The following is a 17713-nucleotide window of genomic DNA, read 5'->3' as shown; positions in this document are numbered from 1 at the left end:
CCGTGTAGGCCTGGCAAGCACCACACTACGATGACGCCCGTGGCTGAGACTGGCGAAGGGCGGGGGCGCCGATTCCGCGTGTGGGTCGGGCTCGGCGCACTCGCCCTTGGCAGCTTCGCCGTGGGCGACACCGTGGACAGGGTGCGGGCTGCGGCTGGCTGGGCCGCCGCATGGTGGCCGTGGGTGCTGCTCGCGCTCGCCGCGTTCAACCTTCTGCGATCGGCCGTCGAGGTTGGTTCGCTCATAGGCCCCGGCCTGCTGGTCGGGGCCGCGCTGATCGGGCTCGTGGCCGCACACGGCATAAAAGACCCCGCGCTGATGAATCTCGCGCTGCCCGGGGTACTCGTTCTGGCTGGTGCCGTGCTTCTCGGGCCTTCCCGTGGGTCGCGGGCCGACGTGTGGAGCCGATTCCTGGCCACGGGCCGGGTCTACGCCCCCGCCGCCATCGGTGCCCGGACACAGCACCGGCGGCTGACGGTCCGTGCCGTCGCCGGCGAGATCCGTGCGGATTTCACGGGTTCCACCCTCGATGGGAGTATGGCCGTCCACGTGACGGCGATCGCAGGTCACGTGCACCTCACCGTGCCGCGGAACTGGCCGGTTGCCGTCCGCTCGTCCGGAATGGTCCTCACCCGGGTCACCGACACGGGGCCGACGGACAGGGTCGAGGAGGAGAGGGACGGCGTGGGACTACATCTCCTGGGCGTCTGCGGAGCCGTCAGCCTCGTAAGGGCCTGAACGAGCCGGACGGCGAGCCAGCAGATCGGTAATACGCTGGAAGGCCCCCCATTCATCACCGCGTTCGGGCATCGGGTGGCGCAGCGCTTCCACGAGGTCGAAGCGGTGAAGGTCGTAGACGACGTACATCAGCCCCGCGTACGCCTGGGCCGCCGTCACGGCGCCCTTGTAGGCGAGCGCGGCCAGCGCAAGCAACAGGAGAACGAGCCACCATTGGCCCGGTTCGTCGTACAGCGCCACAGCCGAAAGCGCCACGGAAGCGAGAAAGCTGTGGCACAGATTGACGGAGGAGTCCAGGGAGTCCCGGGCGGACGACAACGCGGCACCCAGAGGAGCGGAAACCTGAGGAAGGATGCGGGGCCAGGACGTCAGGGTCGTAAGGCCGTAGCGTTCACCTGCACTCAGCTCGCCTGCTCGCAGGGCGTTGCCCAGTGCCGTGGGCAGCAGCACGTCCTGCGGAGGGAGGGCGGCAAGGCGTCGCATCGCCAGTCCGCGGATGCGCAGTTGGTGCTGTTCCTTCTCGTGGTCACGTATCTGTTCCCGCAGTGGCTTCTGGGCCGTGGAGCTGTCCGACGGCAACGGACGCGTCCCGACATCGCGCATCGCGACCCACTTGCGCCGTTGATACTCCACCAGCACCCCCGCCAGCCGCGAGGTCGGCGCCCACCGGTCCCAGTAGCCCTCCAGCACTCGGACGGCCCGTACCTGGAATGGGTGCAGCAGGAGGCCCAGCAGGGCGGCGCAGGCGGAGATCGCAAGCAGGGTGGCGGCGGCCGATGCGAGGGTGCCGGGAAGGGCATGGTGCCACCGGACGCGGCCGGAGAATGCGCCTGCTCGTATCAGCATCCAGATATACGCAACGAAAAGGGCGCTCGGCGCGAAGTGGACGGCCAGTGTGCGGCGCAACGTAGATCCGCCTTCCCCCTGCACGAGATCGAGGTCACCCAGTATGCGGGCGCCCGAGCGGCCTAGCGGTGCGTGCCCGGTTCGTTCACGGGGGCGTGAAAGTTGTAACGTCTGGGGGCATGGTCGCGACTCCCCCCACGCCATCGCGACGTTCTGTCCTCGGACTCGCGATGGCCGCTGCCCTGACCCCCGCGGGGAAGGCTGCCGCATCCCCAAGATCCGTGATCGGCGGTGAGCTGCTCGCCCGTTCCGGGGTCCAGGTGGACGGCGGGGCGCCGGACCTGCCGGAGACGAACTCGCTGTCGTGGGTCGTGGCGGATGCCGGTTCCGGCGAGGTGCTGGCGGCGTACAACGCGCATCGCAGGATGCCGCCGGCGAGCACGCTGAAGATGCTGTTCGCGGACACGGTGCTGCCGAAGTTCGACCGGTCGCTGAGGCACCGGGTCACGGCGGAGGACCTCGCGGACATAGGAGCGGGGAGCAGTCTGGTCGGGATCGAGGCGGGGATCTCGTACACGGTCGAGCAGTTGTGGCTCGGGGTGTTCCTGCGGTCGGGGAACGACGCGGTGCACGTGCTGTGCTCGATGAACGGCGGCGTGGCCAAGACCGTGCGGGAGATGCGGGCCCGGGCGCTGGAGCTGCAGGCGAACGACACGCACGTGGTGAGCCCGGACGGCTACGACACGCCGGGGCAGTTGTCGTCGGCGTACGACCTGACGCTGTTCGCGCGGGCCGGGCTGCGCGATCCGGACTTCCGGGACTACTGCCGGACCCAGGTGGCGCACTTCCCCGGGGAGCACGGGAGCACGTTCGAGATCCAGAACACCAACCGGCTGCTGGGTCGCTACCAGGGCGTGATCGGCGTGAAGAACGGCTACACGACGAATGCGGGCAACACCTTCACCGGCGCGGCGGAGCGCGACGGCAGGACGCTGCTCGTCACCGTGATGCACCCGGAGTCGGGGTACGACGAGGTCTACAAGGAGGCCGCCGCGCTGCTGGACTGGGGGTTCGGCGCGACGGGCCGGGTGACCCCCGTGGGGGTGCTGGTGCCGCCGCTCAGCGAGCTGAAGACGTCCCCTCGGCCGCGGAACGGCGGCCAGGTGAGCGCGGCGACGGCGGCGAAGGGCTCCGGCTGGTTCGGGCCGGGGGCGGAGGCGGGGCTGGTGGCGCTGGTCGCCGCCTTCATCCTGGCGATCCGCCGGCGCCCGCGGCCGAAGACCGTAGCGGAGGGCGGTCGTCGCCGGCGAGCCGCCGGCGGCGCCCAGGCCGCCGCCCCACGGACGGGCACGAGGACGGGCACGAGGACCGGCGCGCGCACCTCGGAACGGGTCCCGGAACGGCCCTCGGACGGAACGGGCGGGCGGCGGAGGCGCCCCTCCTGAGAGGCGGCGCCGGGCCCCGCGCTAGTTGCGGGCGACCCACACCCGGTTGAGCTGTTCCTGGTAGTAGAACGGCATCAGACCGAGGGCCGGCACGAGGAGGACGCCCTTGAAGCCGGAGACCGAGCCGGGGAGACCGGCGCGGCGCTGGGCGCGGGCGATGCGGCAGCCGGTGTTGTAGAGGGAGACCGCGGCGGGCACCAGCAGGAGCGCGCCGAGGGAGACCGCGAGCACGGCGAGGGCGGGACGGACCTTGATCCCGGGGTCGAAGTCGCGCAGTTCGCGGTTGGCGCGGTAGTACCAGACGAGCCAGTAGACGCCGAGGGTCGAGGCGCCCAGGAGCCAGACGCGGCCCGGGCGGCGCAGTTCGCCGGAGGGCGTGGCGAGGTACGTGCGGGTGGTGACGGGGAAAACCGGGATGACCGGACGGGTCAGGGTCCGGTAGCGGTCCTCGTTGTACAACATGCTGCCCCCGAGCGATATGCCGGCGAAGGTGGCGAGGAAGGCAAAACTACTCGGCGGTTCAGCCGAGTGTCAGGGGTCGGCGGCGACATATTCCGCACAGACTCCCGGGTCAGGATATGGCGATGGCGTGTACGACATGTACGGGGCGGTCGCTGCCGCTCACTTCGCCCCGGTACCGCCCGCCCTGTTGCCGTCCGCCCCGCCGGTGTCCGTTTCGGCACCCCCCGCCTCGGCGACCGCCATGACACGGCGCAGCAGGTCGGACAGCGTCCTGCGCTCGCCCGCGTCGAGGACACCGAGCAGCCGGTACTCCTCGTGCCCCTGCTCGTCGATGGCGCCGAGCCAGGCGGCGCGGCCGTCGTCGGTGAGCTCGACGTCGATGCGGCGGCGGTCGGTGGTGGAGTGCGTGCGGCGCACGTAGCCGCGGCGTTCGAGGCCGTCGACCCGGCCGGTGACGGAGGCGGGGGCGAGGCCGAGGTCGGCGGCGAGTTCGGAGGGCACGGCGCGGCCGCCGCGCCCGGCGAGGGCGTGCAGGGTGTGGAACTCGTGCCCCTGCAGCTCGTGGGAGGCCAGCGACTGCTCGCGGACCTTCTGCAGATGCCTGGTGACCAGCTTCATCCGGGTGACGGCGCCCTCGATGTCGGGATCGAGGTCCGGCAGGACGGGCAGCCAGCGCTCGACATGGCCGTCGGTCCAGTCCCGCTCCGTCCCGGTCGCACCCGGTGGCTCTGCTGTCATGGCCGGAATCCTACGACACCATAAATTTCGGTGGCGAATCATTCGGCGCCGAAATACATTGCGTCCCCATGACACCGACGCATCCGCCGCGCCCGGCGCATCCGCTCCGGCTCCGCGCCTTCCGCCTGTTGTTCACCGGCCGCCTGCTCTCCCTGCTCGGCGACGGGGTCGTGCCCGCCGCGCTGGTCATCGCGGTGACCCGGGTGACCGGCGACGTCTCCGCCCTCGCGCTCGTGCTGGGCTGCGCGACGGTGCCGCGACTGCTGCTCCTGCCGCTGGGCGGGGTGGTCGCGGACCGTTTCGACGCCCGCCGGGTGGCCCTCACCACCGACCTCGTGCGCTGCGTGGCCCAACTCCTGGTCGGGGCCGAACTGCTCGGCCTCCTCGGCGGCGACCCGGTCCTGCTGCACATCGCTGCCGCCGAGGCGGTCGGCGGCGCCGCCTCGGCCTTCGCCATGCCGACGCAGTCGCCCCTCGTGGCCGCGTCCGCCGACGGCGAGGCGCGCCGCAAGGCCAACGCGCTGATGGGCATGGCGAGCAGCGCCACCCGGTTGTGCGGGCCGGGGCTGGCGGCGGCGCTGATCTGGGCCGCGGGACCGGGCCTGGCCTTCATGCTGGACGCGGCGTCGTTCGCGGTGAGCGCGGCCCTGCTGACCGTCATCAGGGTCGAACGCGTCCCCCTGCCGCGGGCGTCGGTCCTCACCGACCTCAAGGAGGGCTGGCGGGAGGTCCGCTCCCGCGACTGGTACTGGACGAGCCTGGTCGCGCACGGCACCTGGAACGGTGCCGCCGCCGTGCTCACCACCCTCGGGCCGGCCGTCGTGATCACCCGGCTCGGCAGTGAGGGCGTCTGGTTCTGGGTGCTGGAGGCGGGCGCGATCGGCCTGGTCCTCGGTTCGCTGCCGGCCGCCCGGCTGCGGCCCCGCCGGCCCGTGCTGATCGCCAACCTCGGACTGGCGACGTACGCGCTGCCGCTGGCCCTGCTCGCCGCGGCCGCCCCGGCACCCCTGCTGATCGCGGCCTACGGTCTCGCGATGGCCGCGCTCGGCTTCCTCAGCCCGGTCTGGGAGACCGTCGTCCAGCAGGAGGTGCCGCCGCAGGCGCTGGCCCGGGTCACCTCGTACGACTGGCTGCTGTCGCTCGCCGCGATGCCGTTCGGCTACGCGCTCGCGCCGCCGGCCGCGGCCGCGTGGGGCAGCGCGGCGCCGCTCGCGGTGTGCGCGGTGCTGGTCGCGATCGCCTGCCTCGCGACGGCGGCGGTGCCGGGCGTCCGCGCGGTCGGCGCGCCGGCGCCCGCCGCGTCCGGACCGGAGACGTCCGCCGCGCCCGCCGTTCCCGCCGCCGCACCCACCGGAAAGCCCGGAAACCCTGACCCGCAAGCGTCTTGAACGTGTTCAAAAACAGGTCTACAGTCAGTCTCGCAACGGGTTTTGAACACGTTCAAACAAGGGTGGGACCCATGGACCTCACGGTCGTCGCATACGTCATCTACCTGCTGGTCAGCGTCGCGCTGACGGTGTGGGTGGCCCGGACGCTCAGCAAGGCGGGCAAGGTCTTCCTCGAAGACGTCCTGCACGGCAACGAGAAGCTCGCCGATGCCGTCAACCACCTTCTGGTGGTCGGCTTCTACCTCGTCAACCTGGGCTTCGTCGCCCTCTACCTGAAGAACGCGGACGCCGTCGACGACGCCCGCGGGCTCTTCGAGGCGCTGTCGGTCAAGCTGGGCGTCGTCCTGCTGGTGCTCGGTGTGCTGCACCTGGGCAACGTCTACGTCCTGAACAGGATCCGCCGCCGCGGGGTGATGGACCGCGAGCAGATCCCGCCGGTCGCGCCGCAGGGCTGGACGCCCCCGGCCGTTCCCGGGGTGTGACGGTGATGGACCGCACCCCAGTGACCGGGGCCGCCACGGCGGCCCCGGTGCCGGTCCGCCGGCTGACCGTCCTGTACGACCCCGACTGCCATCTGTGCTCGTTCGTCCGCGGCTGGCTCTCCCGCCGGCGGCAGCTCGTGCCGCTGGAGACGAGCCCGGTCGGCTCCGACGAGGCGCGGCGCCGCTTCCCGCACCTGGACCACGCCTCGACGCTGCGCGAGATCACCGTCATCGGCGACTCCGGCCAGGTCTACCGCGGCGACGCCGCCTGGCTGGTCTGCCTGTGGGCGCTGTCGGAGTACCGGCCGACCGCGCACCGGCTCAGCACCCGCGCCGGCGCGCCGCTCGCCCGAAACGCCGTGCTCCTGGCCGCCCGCTACCGCGAGTCCCAGTGGAACCGCGGGGCAGCCGGCCCCGGCTGGGGCGGCCGGGTCTACGGGACCGCCGACGGCTGGACCTACCACCCCGAGGACGGCTGGACCCACACCGGCGCCGCGGCCCGCCCGGACTCCCCCGGGGGCCCGGACTCCCCTGCCGCACCGGGCGCCTGTGCGGGCGGCTGCGCACCGCCCCGTTAGGCTCTCGACGTGGACGAAGCACCCCCCGGCAGGACCGCCGGGACCCCGCGCACCGCCAAGAGCGAGCAGACACGGGCCCTGATCCTCGAGACCGCCCTGCGGCTCTTCGAGGAGCGCGGCTACGACAAGACGACGATGCGTGCCATCGCCAACGAGGCCGGGGTCTCGGTCGGCAACGCCTACTACTACTTCGCCGGCAAGGAACACCTCGTCCAGGGCTTCTACGACCGGCTCGCCGCCGACCACGAGGCCGCGGTCCAGGGGGTACTGGCGGGGGGCGGCGACAAGGACCTGGCCGGGCGGCTGCTCACGGTCATGGACGCCTGGCTGGACGTCGCCCGCCCCTACCACCAGTTCGCGGCGCAGTTCTTCAAGAACGCCGCCGACCCGGCCAGTCCGCTCAGCCCGTTCTCGCCCGAGTCGCACCCGGCGCGCGACGCGGCGATCTCCATCCACGAACGGGTGCTCTCCGGCTCGGACATCAAGCTCGACGCCGAGCTGGCCGAGGTGCTGCCCGAGCTGATGTGGATGTACCAGATGGGCATCGTCGTCTACTGGGTCTTCGACCACTCCCCCGACTGCGAGCGCACGCGCCGGCTGGTGGCCCGCACCGCCCCGCTCGGCGCGCGCATCCTCAAGCTCTCCCGTTACCGGCTGCTGCGGCCGATCGTGCGCGAGGTGCGCGAGCTGCTCAAGGAGTTCCTCTTCGAGCGGTAGGACCCACCTCGGACCCGGCGGCGCCGTCTAGGCGGACGCCAGCACGGCCCACACCGTCTTGCCGTCCCGGCCGCGTTCGCGCACGCCCCAGTTCCGCGACAGCGCCTCCACCAGGCGAAGGCCCCGCCCCGACTCGTCGCCGTCGGCGGCCTCACGGGGCACCGGACGCACGTGCGCGGCGCCGTCGGACACCTCCACCACGCAGGAGCCGTCCGCCTCGATCGTCACCGCGACCTCGAACTCCCGCTCCAGCAGCGGACTGTGGCGTACGGCATTGGTGGCCAGCTCCGACACGACGAGCACCACGGACTCCACCGTCTCGTTCCCCCGCTCCCATCCCACCAGGTGGTCGCGGACCCGGTGCCGGGCCAGTCCTACCGACGTGGGATGTCTGGGCAGCCGGAACGTGCTCCGCCTCATCAGGTCACCCTCCCCATGAGCGAACCTCCCCCTTCACCGTTGCGGCATGCATTTCCGGATTCGGGGCCGCCGAAGCGCCGGACGCCGGAATTGCCGCTCCCGGTGGGCACTTTCCGGCCAAACTCGAACGCCGGGCACGGCGCGGGTCACGTTCGTGCTATCGGCCGTCGCGGCGGCCACCGGGAACCTGAGTATCCGTACTCATGGCCGGGGACCGCGGGCTCCCGATAATCGTGGCGTCGGGAGCAACAGCACTCAACGAGGGGCCGGCCATGCCTGATTCACCGTCAGCCGATCCGCCGTACCGTCCGCAGCCCCGCCGCGCCCGGAGGTCCCCCTGGGCCGTGGTGGGCATCGTCCTGGCGGTCGTCCTGGGCATCGCGGGGCTCGCGGTCGTCGCCGCCTTCGTCCTGTTCTCCGTCGCACTCTCGAACTGGGGGAGCAACAAATGAAGGCCCGTCTGCGTCTGTTGGTCCTGCTGAGCAGGCCCCCCGTGGCCCTGCTCCTGGCGCTGTACGCGGCGGTCGGGCTGAGCCGGGCCGGCCACGGCCAGGACCCCGTACTGCTGGCCGGATCGCTCATGGCGGTGCTCGGCTTCCTGCTGTTCTCGGTGGCCTGCAACGACCTGGCCGACGTGGCCATCGACCGCGTCAATCTCCCCGGTGCGGCCGGACGGCCGCTGGTGACGGGCAGCGCGGCGGCGCGGGACATGGTCGTGGTGGCGGTCACGTCGGGTGCCGTGGCGCTGGGGGTGAGCCTCGCCCTCGATCCGCGCGCCGCCGCCGTCACGGCGGCCGGGCTCGCGATCAGCGCCGGGTACTCCCTGCGCCCGGTACGTCTGGCGGACCGCGGCGCGGTCGCCGCGCTCGTGCTGCCCGCCTGCTACGTCGCCGTGCCCTACCTGGTGGGCGTGTTCGCCGCCCGGCACGCGGTGCGGCCGGCCGACCTGCTGCTGCTGGCGGGCCTGTACATCGGCTTCATCGGACGGATCCTGCTCAAGGACTTCCGCGACCTGCGCGGTGACGCGCTGTTCGGCAAGCGCACCTTCCTGGTGCGTCACGGACGCGGTCCGACCTGCCTCTTCAGCGCCTGCTGCTGGGTGATCGGTACGGCGGTGCTGGTCGTGGCCGCCCGTCCCGCCCCGGCGTACGCCATCAGTACCGGCCTCTGCCTGGCCGGGGCACTGTGGCTGCTGCGCGCCCTGGCGACCGAGACACGCCACCGGCGGGAGGAGGCCCTGATCTCCGCGATCGCCGTCGTCGGGCGCGGGATGATCCTGCTCCTGCTGGCGCACCTGTCGATGCTCCAGGCCCACTGGACCGCGCTCGGCGAGTCGGCCGCCCTGGCCGCCCTGCTCGCCGTGACCGCGGGCCAGGCCGCCACGATGGCCAAATACGGTCCGGTCACCCGCTCGACCGTGCCGTTCACCGCAGCGGAGGCCGCGGTCGGATCCTCGGCGCGACGCCCCGCCTAGCGACCGCTCCCGGCGCCGGGCGCTGCGCCGGGCGCGGCAGCGTCCGGCGCGGAGCGGCGGAGCGCCCGCAGCCCGCGCACGCCGATCACGCCGATCGCGGTGCCGAGGGCGAGCGACGTGATCGCGAGGGTGAGATGCACCCAGAAGTACGTGGTCGGCGAGCCGTGGTCACCGCCTTCGAACGCGAGCCCGCTCGCGTCCTTCCACAAATTCTTGATGAAGGTGGTCCAGACGATCCAGCTCCACACCCCGAAGGCGGTCAGGAACCAGGACACGGGGCGGCTGAGCTTCATACGTCCAGTATGCGGGCCCCCTCGCCGGCCCCGGCACGGGGGCCGCGACGAGCCCGCCATCTACCCGCGATGTCCAATTACGCCCCACTATGCCCCCTATGGGGTTCCTTCGCTCTCCCCCGACGCCCCGGCCGGGGCGTGCCGGGGCACCGAACGAGACGGCCGTGCACGGTGGATGGTTGCACTCCGGGCGCGTGGGAACGGTCACGGCCAGGATCCGCCCCTGCGGCTCCGTCACGTCACCCTCTCCCTGTAGCTTCTCTCCGTGCCCAACTCCTCCCGCCGGTCCGTGCGCCGCCCTGCCCTGGTCGTGTCCGCCCTCGCGCTGTCCTGCGGAGCGGTCCTGACGACCGCCCCCCTCGCGCACGCGAAGGGCCCGTCACCGACCCCCACCCCGACCCCGCCCGTGGGCATGTCGACGGTGGGTGGCGAACGGCTGGGGGCGCCGGGCACACAGGTCGACCCCCTCGGCGGCGCCCCGGCACTGCCGGCGAAGCTCACCGCCCGCTCCTGGATCGTCTCGGACGCCGAGTCGGGCGAGGTCCTCGCCTCCCACAACGCGCACTGGAAGCTGCCGCCGGCGAGCACGCTCAAGATGCTGTTCGCGGACACCGTGCTGCCGAAGTTCGACAAGACGCAGACGCACAAGGTCGCGGTCTCCGACTTCGACGGCGTCGGCGCGGGCAGCAGCCTGGTCGGCATCAAGGAGAACCTGACCTACACCGTCAAGGACCTGTGGCTGGGCGTCTTCCTCCGCTCCGGCAACGACGCGGTGCACGTGCTGTCCGCGATGAACGGCGGTGTCGACTCCACCGTCCTGGAGATGCAGGCCAAGGCCGAGGACCTGCAGGCCGACGACACCGAGGTCATATCCCCCGACGGGTACGACATGCCGGGCCAGGTCTCCTCCGCCTACGACCTCACCCTCTTCGCGCGCTCCGGCCTGCAGAACCCCGACTTCCGCGCATACTGCTCGACCGTGCGGGCCAGGTTCCCCGGCGAGTGGAAGACGACGAAGGCCAAGGGCGGCAAGAAGGCGACGAAGAAGCGCGAGACCTTCGAGATCCAGAACACCGACCGCCTGCTCACCGGCGACTACGACCTGCCGTCGTACGAGGGCATAGCCGGCGTCAAGAACGGCTACACCAGCAAGGCCGGAAACACCTTCACCGGCGTCGCCCAGCGCGGCGGCCGGACGCTGCTCGTCACGGTCATGCATCCGAGCGAGGGCCACAACATGGTCTACAAGGAAGCACGGCAGCTGTTCGACTGGGGGTTCCAGGCGGACGGCAAGGTGACCCCGGTCGGCGTTCTCGTGCCCCCGAAGTCGGCCCTCGCCACCGCCTCGCCCTCGCCCTCGCCGTCCTCCGGTGGCACCGCCCGGGCCGGCAACCCGGCCGACCCCACGTCCGCGTCCGCGGCCACCTCGTCCGGCGGTGGTCTGTGGACCGCCCTCGCCGTCACCGGGGGATCGGCCCTGGTCGTCGCCGCGGTCGCCTTCTTCGTCCTCAAGCGCTGGCCGCTCCCCAAGCGGACCACCACCGCCGAGGCCGGCACCGACCGGTCCTAGACAGCGTCACCGCCCCGCCGCCAATCCCGTCCGGCCCCCGCGCTTCCTGCGGGGGCGCTCGACGGCGCTCATGCGGCGCGTGCGCCCACCCCGCTCCGACCGCCCCCCGCCGCGCAGGTGGCACGGCCCCCCGCCCCGGACATGACCCAGGGGACAGGGACGGGGACACGGGGACACGGAGGGGAACAGGTCAATGGGCAGTCTGTCCGTCATCGGACTCGTCATGGGGCTCGCGGTCGCCGTCTACTGCGTCCGCGCCGCCTTGCGCACCAGGATTCCCGCCGCCCGCTTCGGCTGGGCGGCCGCCGCTCCCGGAGCGGTCGTCGTAGGGACGTACCTGGCGGGATTCATCCTGGTCACCGCGGTCGTCCTGGCCGTCACGTGGTTCACGGTCGCGCACTTCCTGCGCTGAACCGATGAGTCGGCGGCGGTCTGCCGGTCCACCTCCCCGTACACCCGACACCGGAGGAGACCACCATGACCGCCACCGCTCCCACGTCCGCCCCCGCCGTTACGGTCACGCGAAGGGGCCGCCGCGCGAACGCCGCCCTGTGGACGCTGCAGATCGTCCTCGCCCTGTTCTTCGCGTTCGCCAGCGCCATGCCGAAGCTCATCGCCCACCCGTCCGCCGTGGAAAGCTTCGACGTGATCGGCTACGGCACGTGGTTCATGTACCTCATCGGGGCCCTCGAACTCGCCGGCGCCATCGGCCTCGTCGTCCCACGCCTCGCCGGCATCACCGCGATCGCCTTCATCGGCCTCATGATCGGGGCAGCGCTGTTCCAGATCGCCTACTTCGACGGCGAGAACGTCGCCACACCGGTCGTCATCGGCCTGCTCATGGGCCTCATCGCCTGGCGCCGCCCGCGTCGTGCGTGACCGCGAACGCGACGAACGCGCGCCACGCGTCGGGCGTGAACGTCAACCGGGCCCCGGCCCTGTCCTTGGAGTCCCGCACGAGGACGGCACCGGGGCCGAACGCGATCTCGACGCAGTCGCCGCCGTCGTCGTTGCTGTAGCTCGACGTGAACCAGTCCAACTCGGCGATCATCGCTCCAGCTCCTCCGCCAACTCCCCTATGAAATACGCTGACCGCTCAGGGCTCAAGGCCCGCCGCGCGATCATGTCATGGCGCCGCGTGAACAGACTGACCTTCTCGGCGTCGGCGTACAGCACACCTGATGCCTGCCCTTCCTCGTAGGCGAGATGCTCGTGTTCCGCTGTCTCCAACAGAACGAACGGACCCAGGAGGCCGGGGTGGAAGCCCCCTTCGGTGGACATGACCTGCACGGTCACATTGCGTCGGGCCCGACCTCCACGAGCTGACGCAACTGCCGCAGCCGCGAGTCCACCCCACCCCACGCTCGTCGTAGAGCGCCCTCCTCGACGACGAAGCTGAAAGACCGCGTCTGCGCGTCCATCAGCGACTGCCGGTCCAGCCGCGCGGCCACGCGCTCCTCGATCGTCTCCTCGCCGAGCGGGGGCCAACGGGATGCCAGTAGAGCGCGCATGTACTCCTCCGTCTGCAACAGCCCCGGTACGTACTGGGCCTGGTACGAGCAGACGGCAATGGCCTCGGCCTCGTACCGCATGAAGTCCTGCGAATACGAAGGGAACCGCTCCGGCTTCAGGAAGGCATCCGCCGCCGTGAGTTTGCCGCCCGCGCCGCACATTTGGTCGGCGACCTGGAGGAGCCGGATCGTGGGGCGGCGCCGGCCGAGCTCCATGGAGCGCACGGTCTCGCAGCCGTAACCCGCCTCGTCGGCGAGCTGTTCGCGGGAGACGCCCGCCTGTTCGCGCCAGAGCTTGACCTGGTTGCCGCAGTAGCGCCACGCCATCGGAGGCGGGGACGTCTCGCTCGCCATGGGGTACAACCACCCTCCGTACACGCCTGGTCACTTCCGAGGCTACGCACTGACCTGCACCTTTGGAGTCATGAACGAGACAACTCCCCCCACGGAGTGGCGCTTTCCGCGCCGGGCCCGCAGTGTGCGCCTCGCGCGGACGCGGTTGCGCGAGCAGGCCGCGGTGTGGGGTCTGCCCGCGGAGACCACGGAGACCGCCGTACTGCTGCTGAGCGAGCTGATGACCAACGCCGTCCGCCATGCACGGGTGCCGCCGGACCGCCATGTGGCGGCGCGGGCCGTCCTCACCGGGGACCGGCTGCGGGTGGAGGTGTGCGACGCGAGCGAGGCCCAACCGCGTCCCCGTGCCGCGTCACCGGAGGACGAGTCGGGGCGCGGTCTGGGGTTGGTGGAGGCACTGGCCGACGCGTGGGACGTCCGTCCCCGTCCGTACGGGATCGGCAAAACGGTCTGGTTCGAACTGAGAGTGGTAAATACCTGCGCAAAGAGTAGTGACCCGTGGCCGGAAATAGACGTAGTGTTTCCGGTCATGGAGAGTGATGAGGGACTGCTGAACGTCATCGATGTCGAGGCGACCTGCTGGGACGGCGAGCCGCCGCCCGGAGCGGTGAGCGAGATCATCGAGATCGGGCTGACCGTCGTGGACCTCGATCGTGGCGAGCGCATCGCCCGGCACCGCATCCTCGTACGGCCCACGCGGTCGCAGGTGAGCGACTTCTGCACCGAGTTGACCGGACTCACGCAGGCCGAGGTCGACCAGGGCATCGACTTCGCCGACGCCTGCAAGCTCCTGGCGGCCGAGCACCACGCCGGCCCCCGCACGTGGGCCAGTTGGGGCGACTACGACCGGCACCAGTTCAACCGGCAGTGCCGGGCGACCGGGACGACGTACCCCTTCGGAAGCCGGCACATCAACGTCAAGACGCTTTTCACTCAAGCGCACGGCCTGGCCAAGCGCCCCGGCATGGTCGAGGCCCTGCAGATCGCCGGGCTGCCGCTCGAAGGCCGTCACCACTGCGGCGAGCACGACTCCTGGAACATCGCCGCCCTCGCCCTGGCGCTCACCCGTCTCGGCGCGTGGCCGGGCCTGCCGGGCCGCTGACTCCTCCCGGCTCGGCGGGGCGGGTCACGGCGCGCCGCGGTAGCTGACGTGGTCGCCGCCGCGGAAGAAGACCCGCCAGGACTCGGCGGGTTCGGAGGTGACCGGGAGGACCTCCAGGACCCAGGCGTCCTCCATCTCCACCGTGACACGCCCGCTGTCCCCGAGGGTGGAGCGCACGACGTTGAGCGGGTGGTCGCCCAGTCGCTCGCACAACTCGCGTGCCTGTACGTCGTAGAGCGTGGTGAAGTCGGCGAGGGCGGCCGCGGGGTCGGCGCCGCGGGCCTTCGGCCACCGCATGTCCTCGGAGCCGAGCACGAGGTCGCCCCCGTGCGTCATCCGGAACGGGCAGTGCGCCCGGAGGACGGCGCCGGGCGTCAGGGACTCCCGGGTCGCGAACGCGAAGACGCCGGTGAGCGCGTCCCGGTCGATCCCCGTCAACGTGTAGGGGACGAGGCAGGCGACGGCCTCGTGCAGGGCGATCTCGGTCAACTCGGCTCCTTGGTCCCGGCCGCGGCCCGCAGTTCGGCGCTGTGCGGTGTGGCCGTCCACGCCGCGCAGTACAGCAGCAGCTTTGCCGTGAAGTTCATCCACAACAGGAGCGCGATGGGCACGCCGAAGGCCCCGTACATGCTCTTCGTGGCGACGCTCTGCAGGTATCCGCTGATCAGCAGCTTCAGCACCTCGAAGCCGATGGCTCCTATCAGGCTCGCCACGATCACGTCGCGCCGGTCGGGGCTGACGCCCGGCAGAAGGGTGAGCAGGTAGGCGAGGATGCCGACGTCGATGAGGACGGCGACGCAGAAGCCCACGACGGACAGCAGGACCCGGCCGGGACCGTTCTCGTCCAGGCCGACGGCGTCGCCGAGGCGGTTGATGGCCGAGCCCGCGAGGGTCGAGCAGACCACCGAGAGCAGGGCCACCGCGCCCAGGCCGATCAGGACGCCGAGGTCCTTGAGCCGGTCCAGGAAGGGGTTGCCGTTCTCGTCGTCCTTGTGCCAGATGGCGCGTAGGCAGTCGCGCAGCGCGGCGACCCAGCTGACGCCGGTGAGGACCAGCAGGATCGCGGCGATGGCCCCGACCGTGCCGGCGTTGTCCACCAGCCCGTTGATGTTGAGCTTGTCGGCGATCCCCGGCACCTGTTCGGCGAGCTTGTCCTGGAGCTGCTTGAGCTGGGACGGGGACAGCAATGCGGCCCCGACGGCGGCGCCGACGGTGAGCAGCGGGAAGAGCGCGACGAAACTGACGAAGGTGATGGCGGCGGCGAGCCGCGTCCAGTGGACGCTCTCCAGGTGCTCGTAGGTGCGCCAGGCGTGGGTGCGCATGAGCCGCGCGATCCACGGACCGAGCACCGGGATTTTCGTCAGCCATTCCATACCGCGCGCCTACCCTCCGTCACCCCCTGCACTCTAGGTGGCGGGCGCCGTGGCGGCGGTGACCGCCTCGAAGACACGGTCCGTGTCGGCCTCGGACGTCCGCCAGTTGCTGAAGGCGGCGCGCAGGGCCGGCACCCCGGCGTGGACCGTCGGGGTGAGGAACGCCTCGCCGGAGGCGGCGACGGCGCGGGCGGCGGCGGCGACGCGCTCCCCCAGTTCCTCCGCCGGGGCGTCGCCCGCGAAGGTGAAGCAGACCACGTTGAGCCGGACGGGGGCGAGCAACCGCAGGTGCGTCGTGCCGGCGATGCGGTCCCCGAGGCGGTGGGCGAGGGCGATGTTGCGCTCGACGATGTCGCGGTGGCCCTCCCGGCCGTAGGCGGTGAGCGAGAACCAGGCGGCCAGGGCGCGCAGGCGGCGGGAGCTCTCGGGCGTCAGGTGCAGGAAGTCGGGGTCGGGCAGGGCCGGCAGGCCCAAGTAGGGCGCGGCGTTGTGGAAGACCCGGACCTGCAGGTCCTGGCGGCGGGTGAACTGCACGGCGGCGTCGTAGGGGACGTTGAGCCATTTGTGGAGGTCGACGCAGACGGAGTCGGCGGCGTCCAGCCCGGCGGTGAGATGGGCGTGACGGGGCGACAGCGCGGCGAACCCGCCGAAGGCCGCGTCGACGTGCAGCCAGAAGTCGTGACGTTCCTTCAGGGCCGCGATGGCGCGCAGGTCGTCGAAGTCCACGGTGTCCACGGTCCCGGCGTTGGCGACCACGATCGCGGGCCTGCCGTCGAGCGCCTCCAGCGCCTCCGCCAACCGGGCGACGTCCACCGCCTCGCGGCCGCCCGGCAGCAGCGGGACACGTGTCAGGCAGGCGCGGCCGAGGCCGAGGACCGACAGGGCCTTCCCGGTGCTGGAGTGCGGGGCGCCGGACAGCACCGTCACGGGGCCGAGCGCCGCGACGCCGTCCTGGGACACCGACACGCCCTGCCGTTCGCCGAGCCATTCGCGGGCGACGGCCAGGCCCACGGTGTTGGAGACCGTCGCGCCGGTGACGAACGCCCCGCTGTGCGCGGTGCCCAGTCCGAACAGCTCACGCAGCCAGGCCAGGGTCTCGCGCTCCAGGGCGCCGGCCGAGGAGCCCGTGTCCGAGCCGGCGTTCTGGTCGTACGCGGCGGTCAGCCAGTCCCCCGCGACGGCGGCGGGAGTGGCACCGCCGGTGACGAAACCCAGGTAGCGGGGACCCGCGCTGCCCGAGAACCCCGGTGCCCAGCGCCGCGCGAAGCGGTCCAGCGCGCCGTCGGCCCCGACCCCGGCGTCCGGCAGCGGCTGCGGCGCGGGGACCGGGCCGGGGTGAGCGGCCGGCCGCTCGTCGACGGCCGCCAGTTCACGGGCGGCGAAGTCCGTGACGGAGCGCAGGAGGTCGGGGAAGCGGTCGCGGTCCACGGCGAGGAAGGCATCCATGGCGGCAGCCTAGGCACGCCGTGGTCACCGGGTCCGGGGCCACCGGCGAAGAAGTGGCCCGCCGACGGCGTCACCCGGCAGGCGGCGGAACGTCGCGCGGACCGGCGTCGTCCACGGGTCCGGGCCGCCCGGCGGCGGCCGGCCCGGGGTGCTCACGCGGGCTGCGTACCCCGCGCGGCAGCCGTACCGAGTGGTTCGCAGGCCCCCGGCTGCTGGGGGAGCAGGGGGTGGGGGGCGGCGGCCCCGAAGGCGTAGTCGCGCAGGGGGCGCCAGACGCCCTCGTCGTCCTGCTCGTAGAGCGAGAAGCAACTGGCCGTCCACGCGGCGGTGAAGTCGGCGAGCTCCATCTGAGCGCGGTCCAGCGCCTCGTCCGGGATACCGTGGCCGATGGTGACGTGCGGGTGGTACGGGAACTGCAGCTCCCGGCGGACCGGGCCGGAACGCACCCGCTCCTGCAGCTCGGCGCAGTCCAGGCCGCCCTGGGCGAGCTCGACGAAGACCACCGGGGTCAGCGGCCGGAAGCTGGCCGTGCCCTCGAGGCGCATCGGGAAGGCGTGGCAGGCGTCCGCGACCTCGCCCAGGTACTCGCGGAAGGCCGGGAGGACGGCGGTGTCCACCTCGGTGGGCGGAAGCAGTGTGACGTGGGTGGGGATGCAGTAGGCCACCGGGTCCCCGAAGTCGGCGCGGCACTGCTGCAACAGGCTGCCGTATGGCTCCGGGACCGCGATGGACACGCCGATCATGCGGTTTCCCACGAGTTCACCCCTTTCCCGGTC

General features: G+C 72.0%; 24 protein-coding genes and 1 pseudogene. 13 read left to right on the top strand and 12 right to left on the bottom strand.

From position 1 onward, the window contains the following. Positions 1-39 precede the first annotated feature (39 nt). The gene (locus tag ACFYXS_RS25015; protein WP_389251849.1) at positions 40-738 is read left to right on the top strand and encodes a hypothetical protein; all 699 of its coding nucleotides are present in this window, start codon (positions 40-42) and stop codon (positions 736-738) included. Here the strand turns inward: ACFYXS_RS25015 and ACFYXS_RS25010 are convergent. Then, entirely contained in the window at positions 691-1644 is a 954-nt protein-coding gene (locus ACFYXS_RS25010; RefSeq protein ID WP_389251847.1) for a hypothetical protein, read from the bottom strand. The genes ACFYXS_RS25015 and ACFYXS_RS25010 overlap by 48 nt on opposite strands. Before the next feature lie 119 nt (positions 1645-1763). Between ACFYXS_RS25010 and ACFYXS_RS25005 the strand changes: the two genes are divergently transcribed. Then, the gene (locus ACFYXS_RS25005; RefSeq protein ID WP_389251845.1) at positions 1764-3029 is read left to right on the top strand and encodes a D-alanyl-D-alanine carboxypeptidase family protein; all 1266 of its coding nucleotides are present in this window, start codon (positions 1764-1766) and stop codon (positions 3027-3029) included. Between the two features lie 21 nt (positions 3030-3050). Here ACFYXS_RS25005 and ACFYXS_RS25000 read toward each other — a convergent pair whose 3' ends face one another. After that, the gene (locus ACFYXS_RS25000) at positions 3051-3491 is read right to left on the bottom strand and encodes a DUF4234 domain-containing protein (protein WP_389251843.1); all 441 of its coding nucleotides are present in this window, start codon (positions 3489-3491) and stop codon (positions 3051-3053) included. A gap of 159 nt (positions 3492-3650) precedes the next feature. Further along, positions 3651-4229, bottom strand: a complete 579-nt coding sequence (locus ACFYXS_RS24995) for a MarR family winged helix-turn-helix transcriptional regulator (RefSeq protein WP_389251841.1) — start codon at positions 4227-4229, stop codon at positions 3651-3653. 68 nt (positions 4230-4297) lie between these two features. Between ACFYXS_RS24995 and ACFYXS_RS24990 the strand changes: the two genes are divergently transcribed. From ACFYXS_RS24990 to ACFYXS_RS24975, 4 genes are all read left to right on the top strand, one after another. Further along, positions 4298-5617 (top strand): MFS transporter, encoded by a 1320-nt coding sequence (locus ACFYXS_RS24990; protein WP_389251839.1) that lies wholly within the window; start codon positions 4298-4300, stop codon positions 5615-5617. Positions 5618-5688: 71 nt separating this feature from the next. Next, positions 5689-6099, top strand: coding sequence for a hypothetical protein (locus ACFYXS_RS24985; protein WP_389251837.1), 411 nt, complete (start codon positions 5689-5691; stop codon positions 6097-6099). 5 nt (positions 6100-6104) lie between these two features. Continuing rightward, positions 6105-6677, top strand: a complete 573-nt coding sequence (locus ACFYXS_RS24980) for a thiol-disulfide oxidoreductase DCC family protein (RefSeq protein ID WP_389251835.1) — start codon at positions 6105-6107, stop codon at positions 6675-6677. A gap of 9 nt (positions 6678-6686) precedes the next feature. Next, on the top strand, positions 6687-7394 hold the full coding sequence (locus tag ACFYXS_RS24975; RefSeq protein WP_389251833.1) for a TetR/AcrR family transcriptional regulator: 708 nt from the start codon (positions 6687-6689) through the stop codon (positions 7392-7394). Between the two features lie 27 nt (positions 7395-7421). Here the strand turns inward: ACFYXS_RS24975 and ACFYXS_RS24970 are convergent, their stop codons facing one another. Beyond that, positions 7422-7817, bottom strand: a complete 396-nt coding sequence (locus ACFYXS_RS24970; RefSeq protein ID WP_319658815.1) for an ATP-binding protein — start codon at positions 7815-7817, stop codon at positions 7422-7424. 269 nt (positions 7818-8086) lie between these two features. Here ACFYXS_RS24970 and ACFYXS_RS24965 point away from each other — a divergent pair, with 269 nt between their 5' ends. Further along, entirely contained in the window at positions 8087-8266 is a 180-nt protein-coding gene (locus ACFYXS_RS24965; protein ID WP_389251831.1) for a hypothetical protein, read from the top strand. Beyond that, positions 8263-9288 (top strand): UbiA prenyltransferase family protein, encoded by a 1026-nt coding sequence (locus ACFYXS_RS24960; protein ID WP_389251829.1) that lies wholly within the window; start codon positions 8263-8265, stop codon positions 9286-9288. The genes ACFYXS_RS24965 and ACFYXS_RS24960 overlap by 4 nt, the downstream gene beginning before the upstream one ends. Here ACFYXS_RS24960 and ACFYXS_RS24955 read toward each other — a convergent pair. After that, a complete protein-coding gene (locus tag ACFYXS_RS24955; protein ID WP_389251827.1) occupies positions 9285-9581 on the bottom strand; it encodes an SCO4848 family membrane protein in 297 nt (98 codons plus the stop codon). The genes ACFYXS_RS24960 and ACFYXS_RS24955 overlap by 4 nt on opposite strands. A gap of 265 nt (positions 9582-9846) precedes the next feature. Here ACFYXS_RS24955 and ACFYXS_RS24950 point away from each other — a divergent pair, with 265 nt between their 5' ends. The 3 genes from ACFYXS_RS24950 (at position 9847) to ACFYXS_RS24940 (ending at position 12030) form a co-directional block, all read left to right on the top strand. Further along, on the top strand, positions 9847-11151 hold the full coding sequence (locus ACFYXS_RS24950; protein ID WP_389251826.1) for a D-alanyl-D-alanine carboxypeptidase family protein: 1305 nt from the start codon (positions 9847-9849) through the stop codon (positions 11149-11151). A 193-nt stretch (positions 11152-11344) separates the two neighbouring features. Further along, complete coding sequence (locus ACFYXS_RS24945) at positions 11345-11563, top strand: hypothetical protein (RefSeq protein WP_389251824.1); 219 nt, start codon at positions 11345-11347, stop codon at positions 11561-11563. Positions 11564-11628: 65 nt separating this feature from the next. After that, entirely contained in the window at positions 11629-12030 is a 402-nt protein-coding gene (locus ACFYXS_RS24940; RefSeq protein ID WP_389251822.1) for a DoxX family protein, read from the top strand. Here ACFYXS_RS24940 and ACFYXS_RS24935 read toward each other — a convergent pair. From ACFYXS_RS24935 to ACFYXS_RS24925, 3 genes are read right to left on the bottom strand one after another with little or no spacing between them, the layout of a single operon-like run. Further along, positions 11999-12202, bottom strand: a complete 204-nt coding sequence (locus ACFYXS_RS24935; RefSeq protein ID WP_389251820.1) for a DUF397 domain-containing protein — start codon at positions 12200-12202, stop codon at positions 11999-12001. The two genes, ACFYXS_RS24940 and ACFYXS_RS24935, sit on opposite strands and share 32 nt — an antisense overlap. Further along, positions 12199-12432, bottom strand: a complete 234-nt coding sequence (locus ACFYXS_RS24930) for a Scr1 family TA system antitoxin-like transcriptional regulator (protein ID WP_389251818.1) — start codon at positions 12430-12432, stop codon at positions 12199-12201. Before ACFYXS_RS24930 ends, ACFYXS_RS24935 begins: the two co-directional genes overlap by 4 nt. 11 nt (positions 12433-12443) lie before the next feature. Further along, positions 12444-13016: a Scr1 family TA system antitoxin-like transcriptional regulator gene (locus tag ACFYXS_RS24925; protein ID WP_389251816.1), complete on the bottom strand. Its 573-nt coding sequence runs from the start codon at positions 13014-13016 to the stop codon at positions 12444-12446. Here ACFYXS_RS24925 and ACFYXS_RS24920 point away from each other — a divergent pair. Together ACFYXS_RS24920 and ACFYXS_RS24915 are read left to right on the top strand one after the other, a co-directional pair. Then, positions 13015-13458, top strand: a pseudogene (locus ACFYXS_RS24920) (ATP-binding protein); the annotation flags it as partial. The gene ACFYXS_RS24925 and the pseudogene ACFYXS_RS24920 sit on opposite strands and share 2 nt — an antisense overlap. 87 nt (positions 13459-13545) lie before the next feature. After that, positions 13546-14118: an exonuclease domain-containing protein gene (locus ACFYXS_RS24915; RefSeq protein WP_389252279.1), complete on the top strand. Its 573-nt coding sequence runs from the start codon at positions 13546-13548 to the stop codon at positions 14116-14118. Positions 14119-14142: 24 nt separating this feature from the next. Here the strand turns inward: ACFYXS_RS24915 and ACFYXS_RS24910 are convergent, their stop codons facing one another. The 4 genes from ACFYXS_RS24910 to ACFYXS_RS24895 form a co-directional block, all read right to left on the bottom strand. Further along, entirely contained in the window at positions 14143-14607 is a 465-nt protein-coding gene (locus tag ACFYXS_RS24910; RefSeq protein ID WP_389251814.1) for a hypothetical protein, read from the bottom strand. After that, positions 14604-15491, bottom strand: a complete 888-nt coding sequence (locus ACFYXS_RS24905) for a YihY/virulence factor BrkB family protein (RefSeq protein ID WP_389251812.1) — start codon at positions 15489-15491, stop codon at positions 14604-14606. Before ACFYXS_RS24905 ends, ACFYXS_RS24910 begins: the two co-directional genes overlap by 4 nt. A 33-nt stretch (positions 15492-15524) precedes the next feature. Then, the gene (locus ACFYXS_RS24900) at positions 15525-16937 is read right to left on the bottom strand and encodes a pyridoxal phosphate-dependent decarboxylase family protein (protein ID WP_389251810.1); all 1413 of its coding nucleotides are present in this window, start codon (positions 16935-16937) and stop codon (positions 15525-15527) included. A gap of 152 nt (positions 16938-17089) precedes the next feature. Further along, on the bottom strand, positions 17090-17692 hold the full coding sequence (locus ACFYXS_RS24895) for a 2'-5' RNA ligase family protein (RefSeq protein WP_389251808.1): 603 nt from the start codon (positions 17690-17692) through the stop codon (positions 17090-17092). Positions 17693-17713 lie beyond the last annotated feature (21 nt).

It is taken from the genome of Streptomyces sp. NPDC002574, assembly GCF_042889545.1.
In the GTDB taxonomy this organism is placed as follows: Bacteria; Actinomycetota; Actinomycetes; order Streptomycetales; family Streptomycetaceae; genus Actinacidiphila.
This window is presented reverse-complemented; position numbering and strand designations above follow the sequence as displayed.

Excerpts from the sequence above, each read along its gene's own strand:
- ACFYXS_RS24945 (WP_389251824.1), top strand. The coding sequence starts at position 11,345 with ATGGGCAGTCTGTCCGTCATCGGACTCGTCATGGGGCTCGCGGTCGCC.
- ACFYXS_RS24965 (WP_389251831.1), top strand. The coding sequence starts at position 8,087 with ATGCCTGATTCACCGTCAGCCGATCCGCCGTACCGTCCGCAGCCCCGC.
- ACFYXS_RS24995 (WP_389251841.1), bottom strand. The coding sequence starts at position 4,229 with ATGACAGCAGAGCCACCGGGTGCGACCGGGACGGAGCGGGACTGGACC.
- ACFYXS_RS24990 (WP_389251839.1), top strand. The coding sequence starts at position 4,298 with ATGACACCGACGCATCCGCCGCGCCCGGCGCATCCGCTCCGGCTCCGC.
- ACFYXS_RS24940 (WP_389251822.1), top strand. The coding sequence starts at position 11,629 with ATGACCGCCACCGCTCCCACGTCCGCCCCCGCCGTTACGGTCACGCGA.
- ACFYXS_RS24985 (WP_389251837.1), top strand. The coding sequence starts at position 5,689 with ATGGACCTCACGGTCGTCGCATACGTCATCTACCTGCTGGTCAGCGTC.
- ACFYXS_RS24925 (WP_389251816.1), bottom strand. The coding sequence starts at position 13,016 with ATGGCGAGCGAGACGTCCCCGCCTCCGATGGCGTGGCGCTACTGCGGC.
- ACFYXS_RS25005 (WP_389251845.1), top strand. The coding sequence starts at position 1,764 with ATGGTCGCGACTCCCCCCACGCCATCGCGACGTTCTGTCCTCGGACTC.
- ACFYXS_RS24980 (WP_389251835.1), top strand. The coding sequence starts at position 6,105 with ATGGACCGCACCCCAGTGACCGGGGCCGCCACGGCGGCCCCGGTGCCG.
- ACFYXS_RS24905 (WP_389251812.1), bottom strand. The coding sequence starts at position 15,491 with ATGGAATGGCTGACGAAAATCCCGGTGCTCGGTCCGTGGATCGCGCGG.
- ACFYXS_RS24960 (WP_389251829.1), top strand. The coding sequence starts at position 8,263 with ATGAAGGCCCGTCTGCGTCTGTTGGTCCTGCTGAGCAGGCCCCCCGTG.
- ACFYXS_RS24930 (WP_389251818.1), bottom strand. The coding sequence starts at position 12,432 with ATGTCCACCGAAGGGGGCTTCCACCCCGGCCTCCTGGGTCCGTTCGTT.
- ACFYXS_RS24915 (WP_389252279.1), top strand. The coding sequence starts at position 13,546 with ATGGAGAGTGATGAGGGACTGCTGAACGTCATCGATGTCGAGGCGACC.
- ACFYXS_RS24935 (WP_389251820.1), bottom strand. The coding sequence starts at position 12,202 with ATGATCGCCGAGTTGGACTGGTTCACGTCGAGCTACAGCAACGACGAC.
- ACFYXS_RS24955 (WP_389251827.1), bottom strand. The coding sequence starts at position 9,581 with ATGAAGCTCAGCCGCCCCGTGTCCTGGTTCCTGACCGCCTTCGGGGTG.
- ACFYXS_RS24900 (WP_389251810.1), bottom strand. The coding sequence starts at position 16,937 with ATGGATGCCTTCCTCGCCGTGGACCGCGACCGCTTCCCCGACCTCCTG.
- ACFYXS_RS25000 (WP_389251843.1), bottom strand. The coding sequence starts at position 3,491 with ATGTTGTACAACGAGGACCGCTACCGGACCCTGACCCGTCCGGTCATC.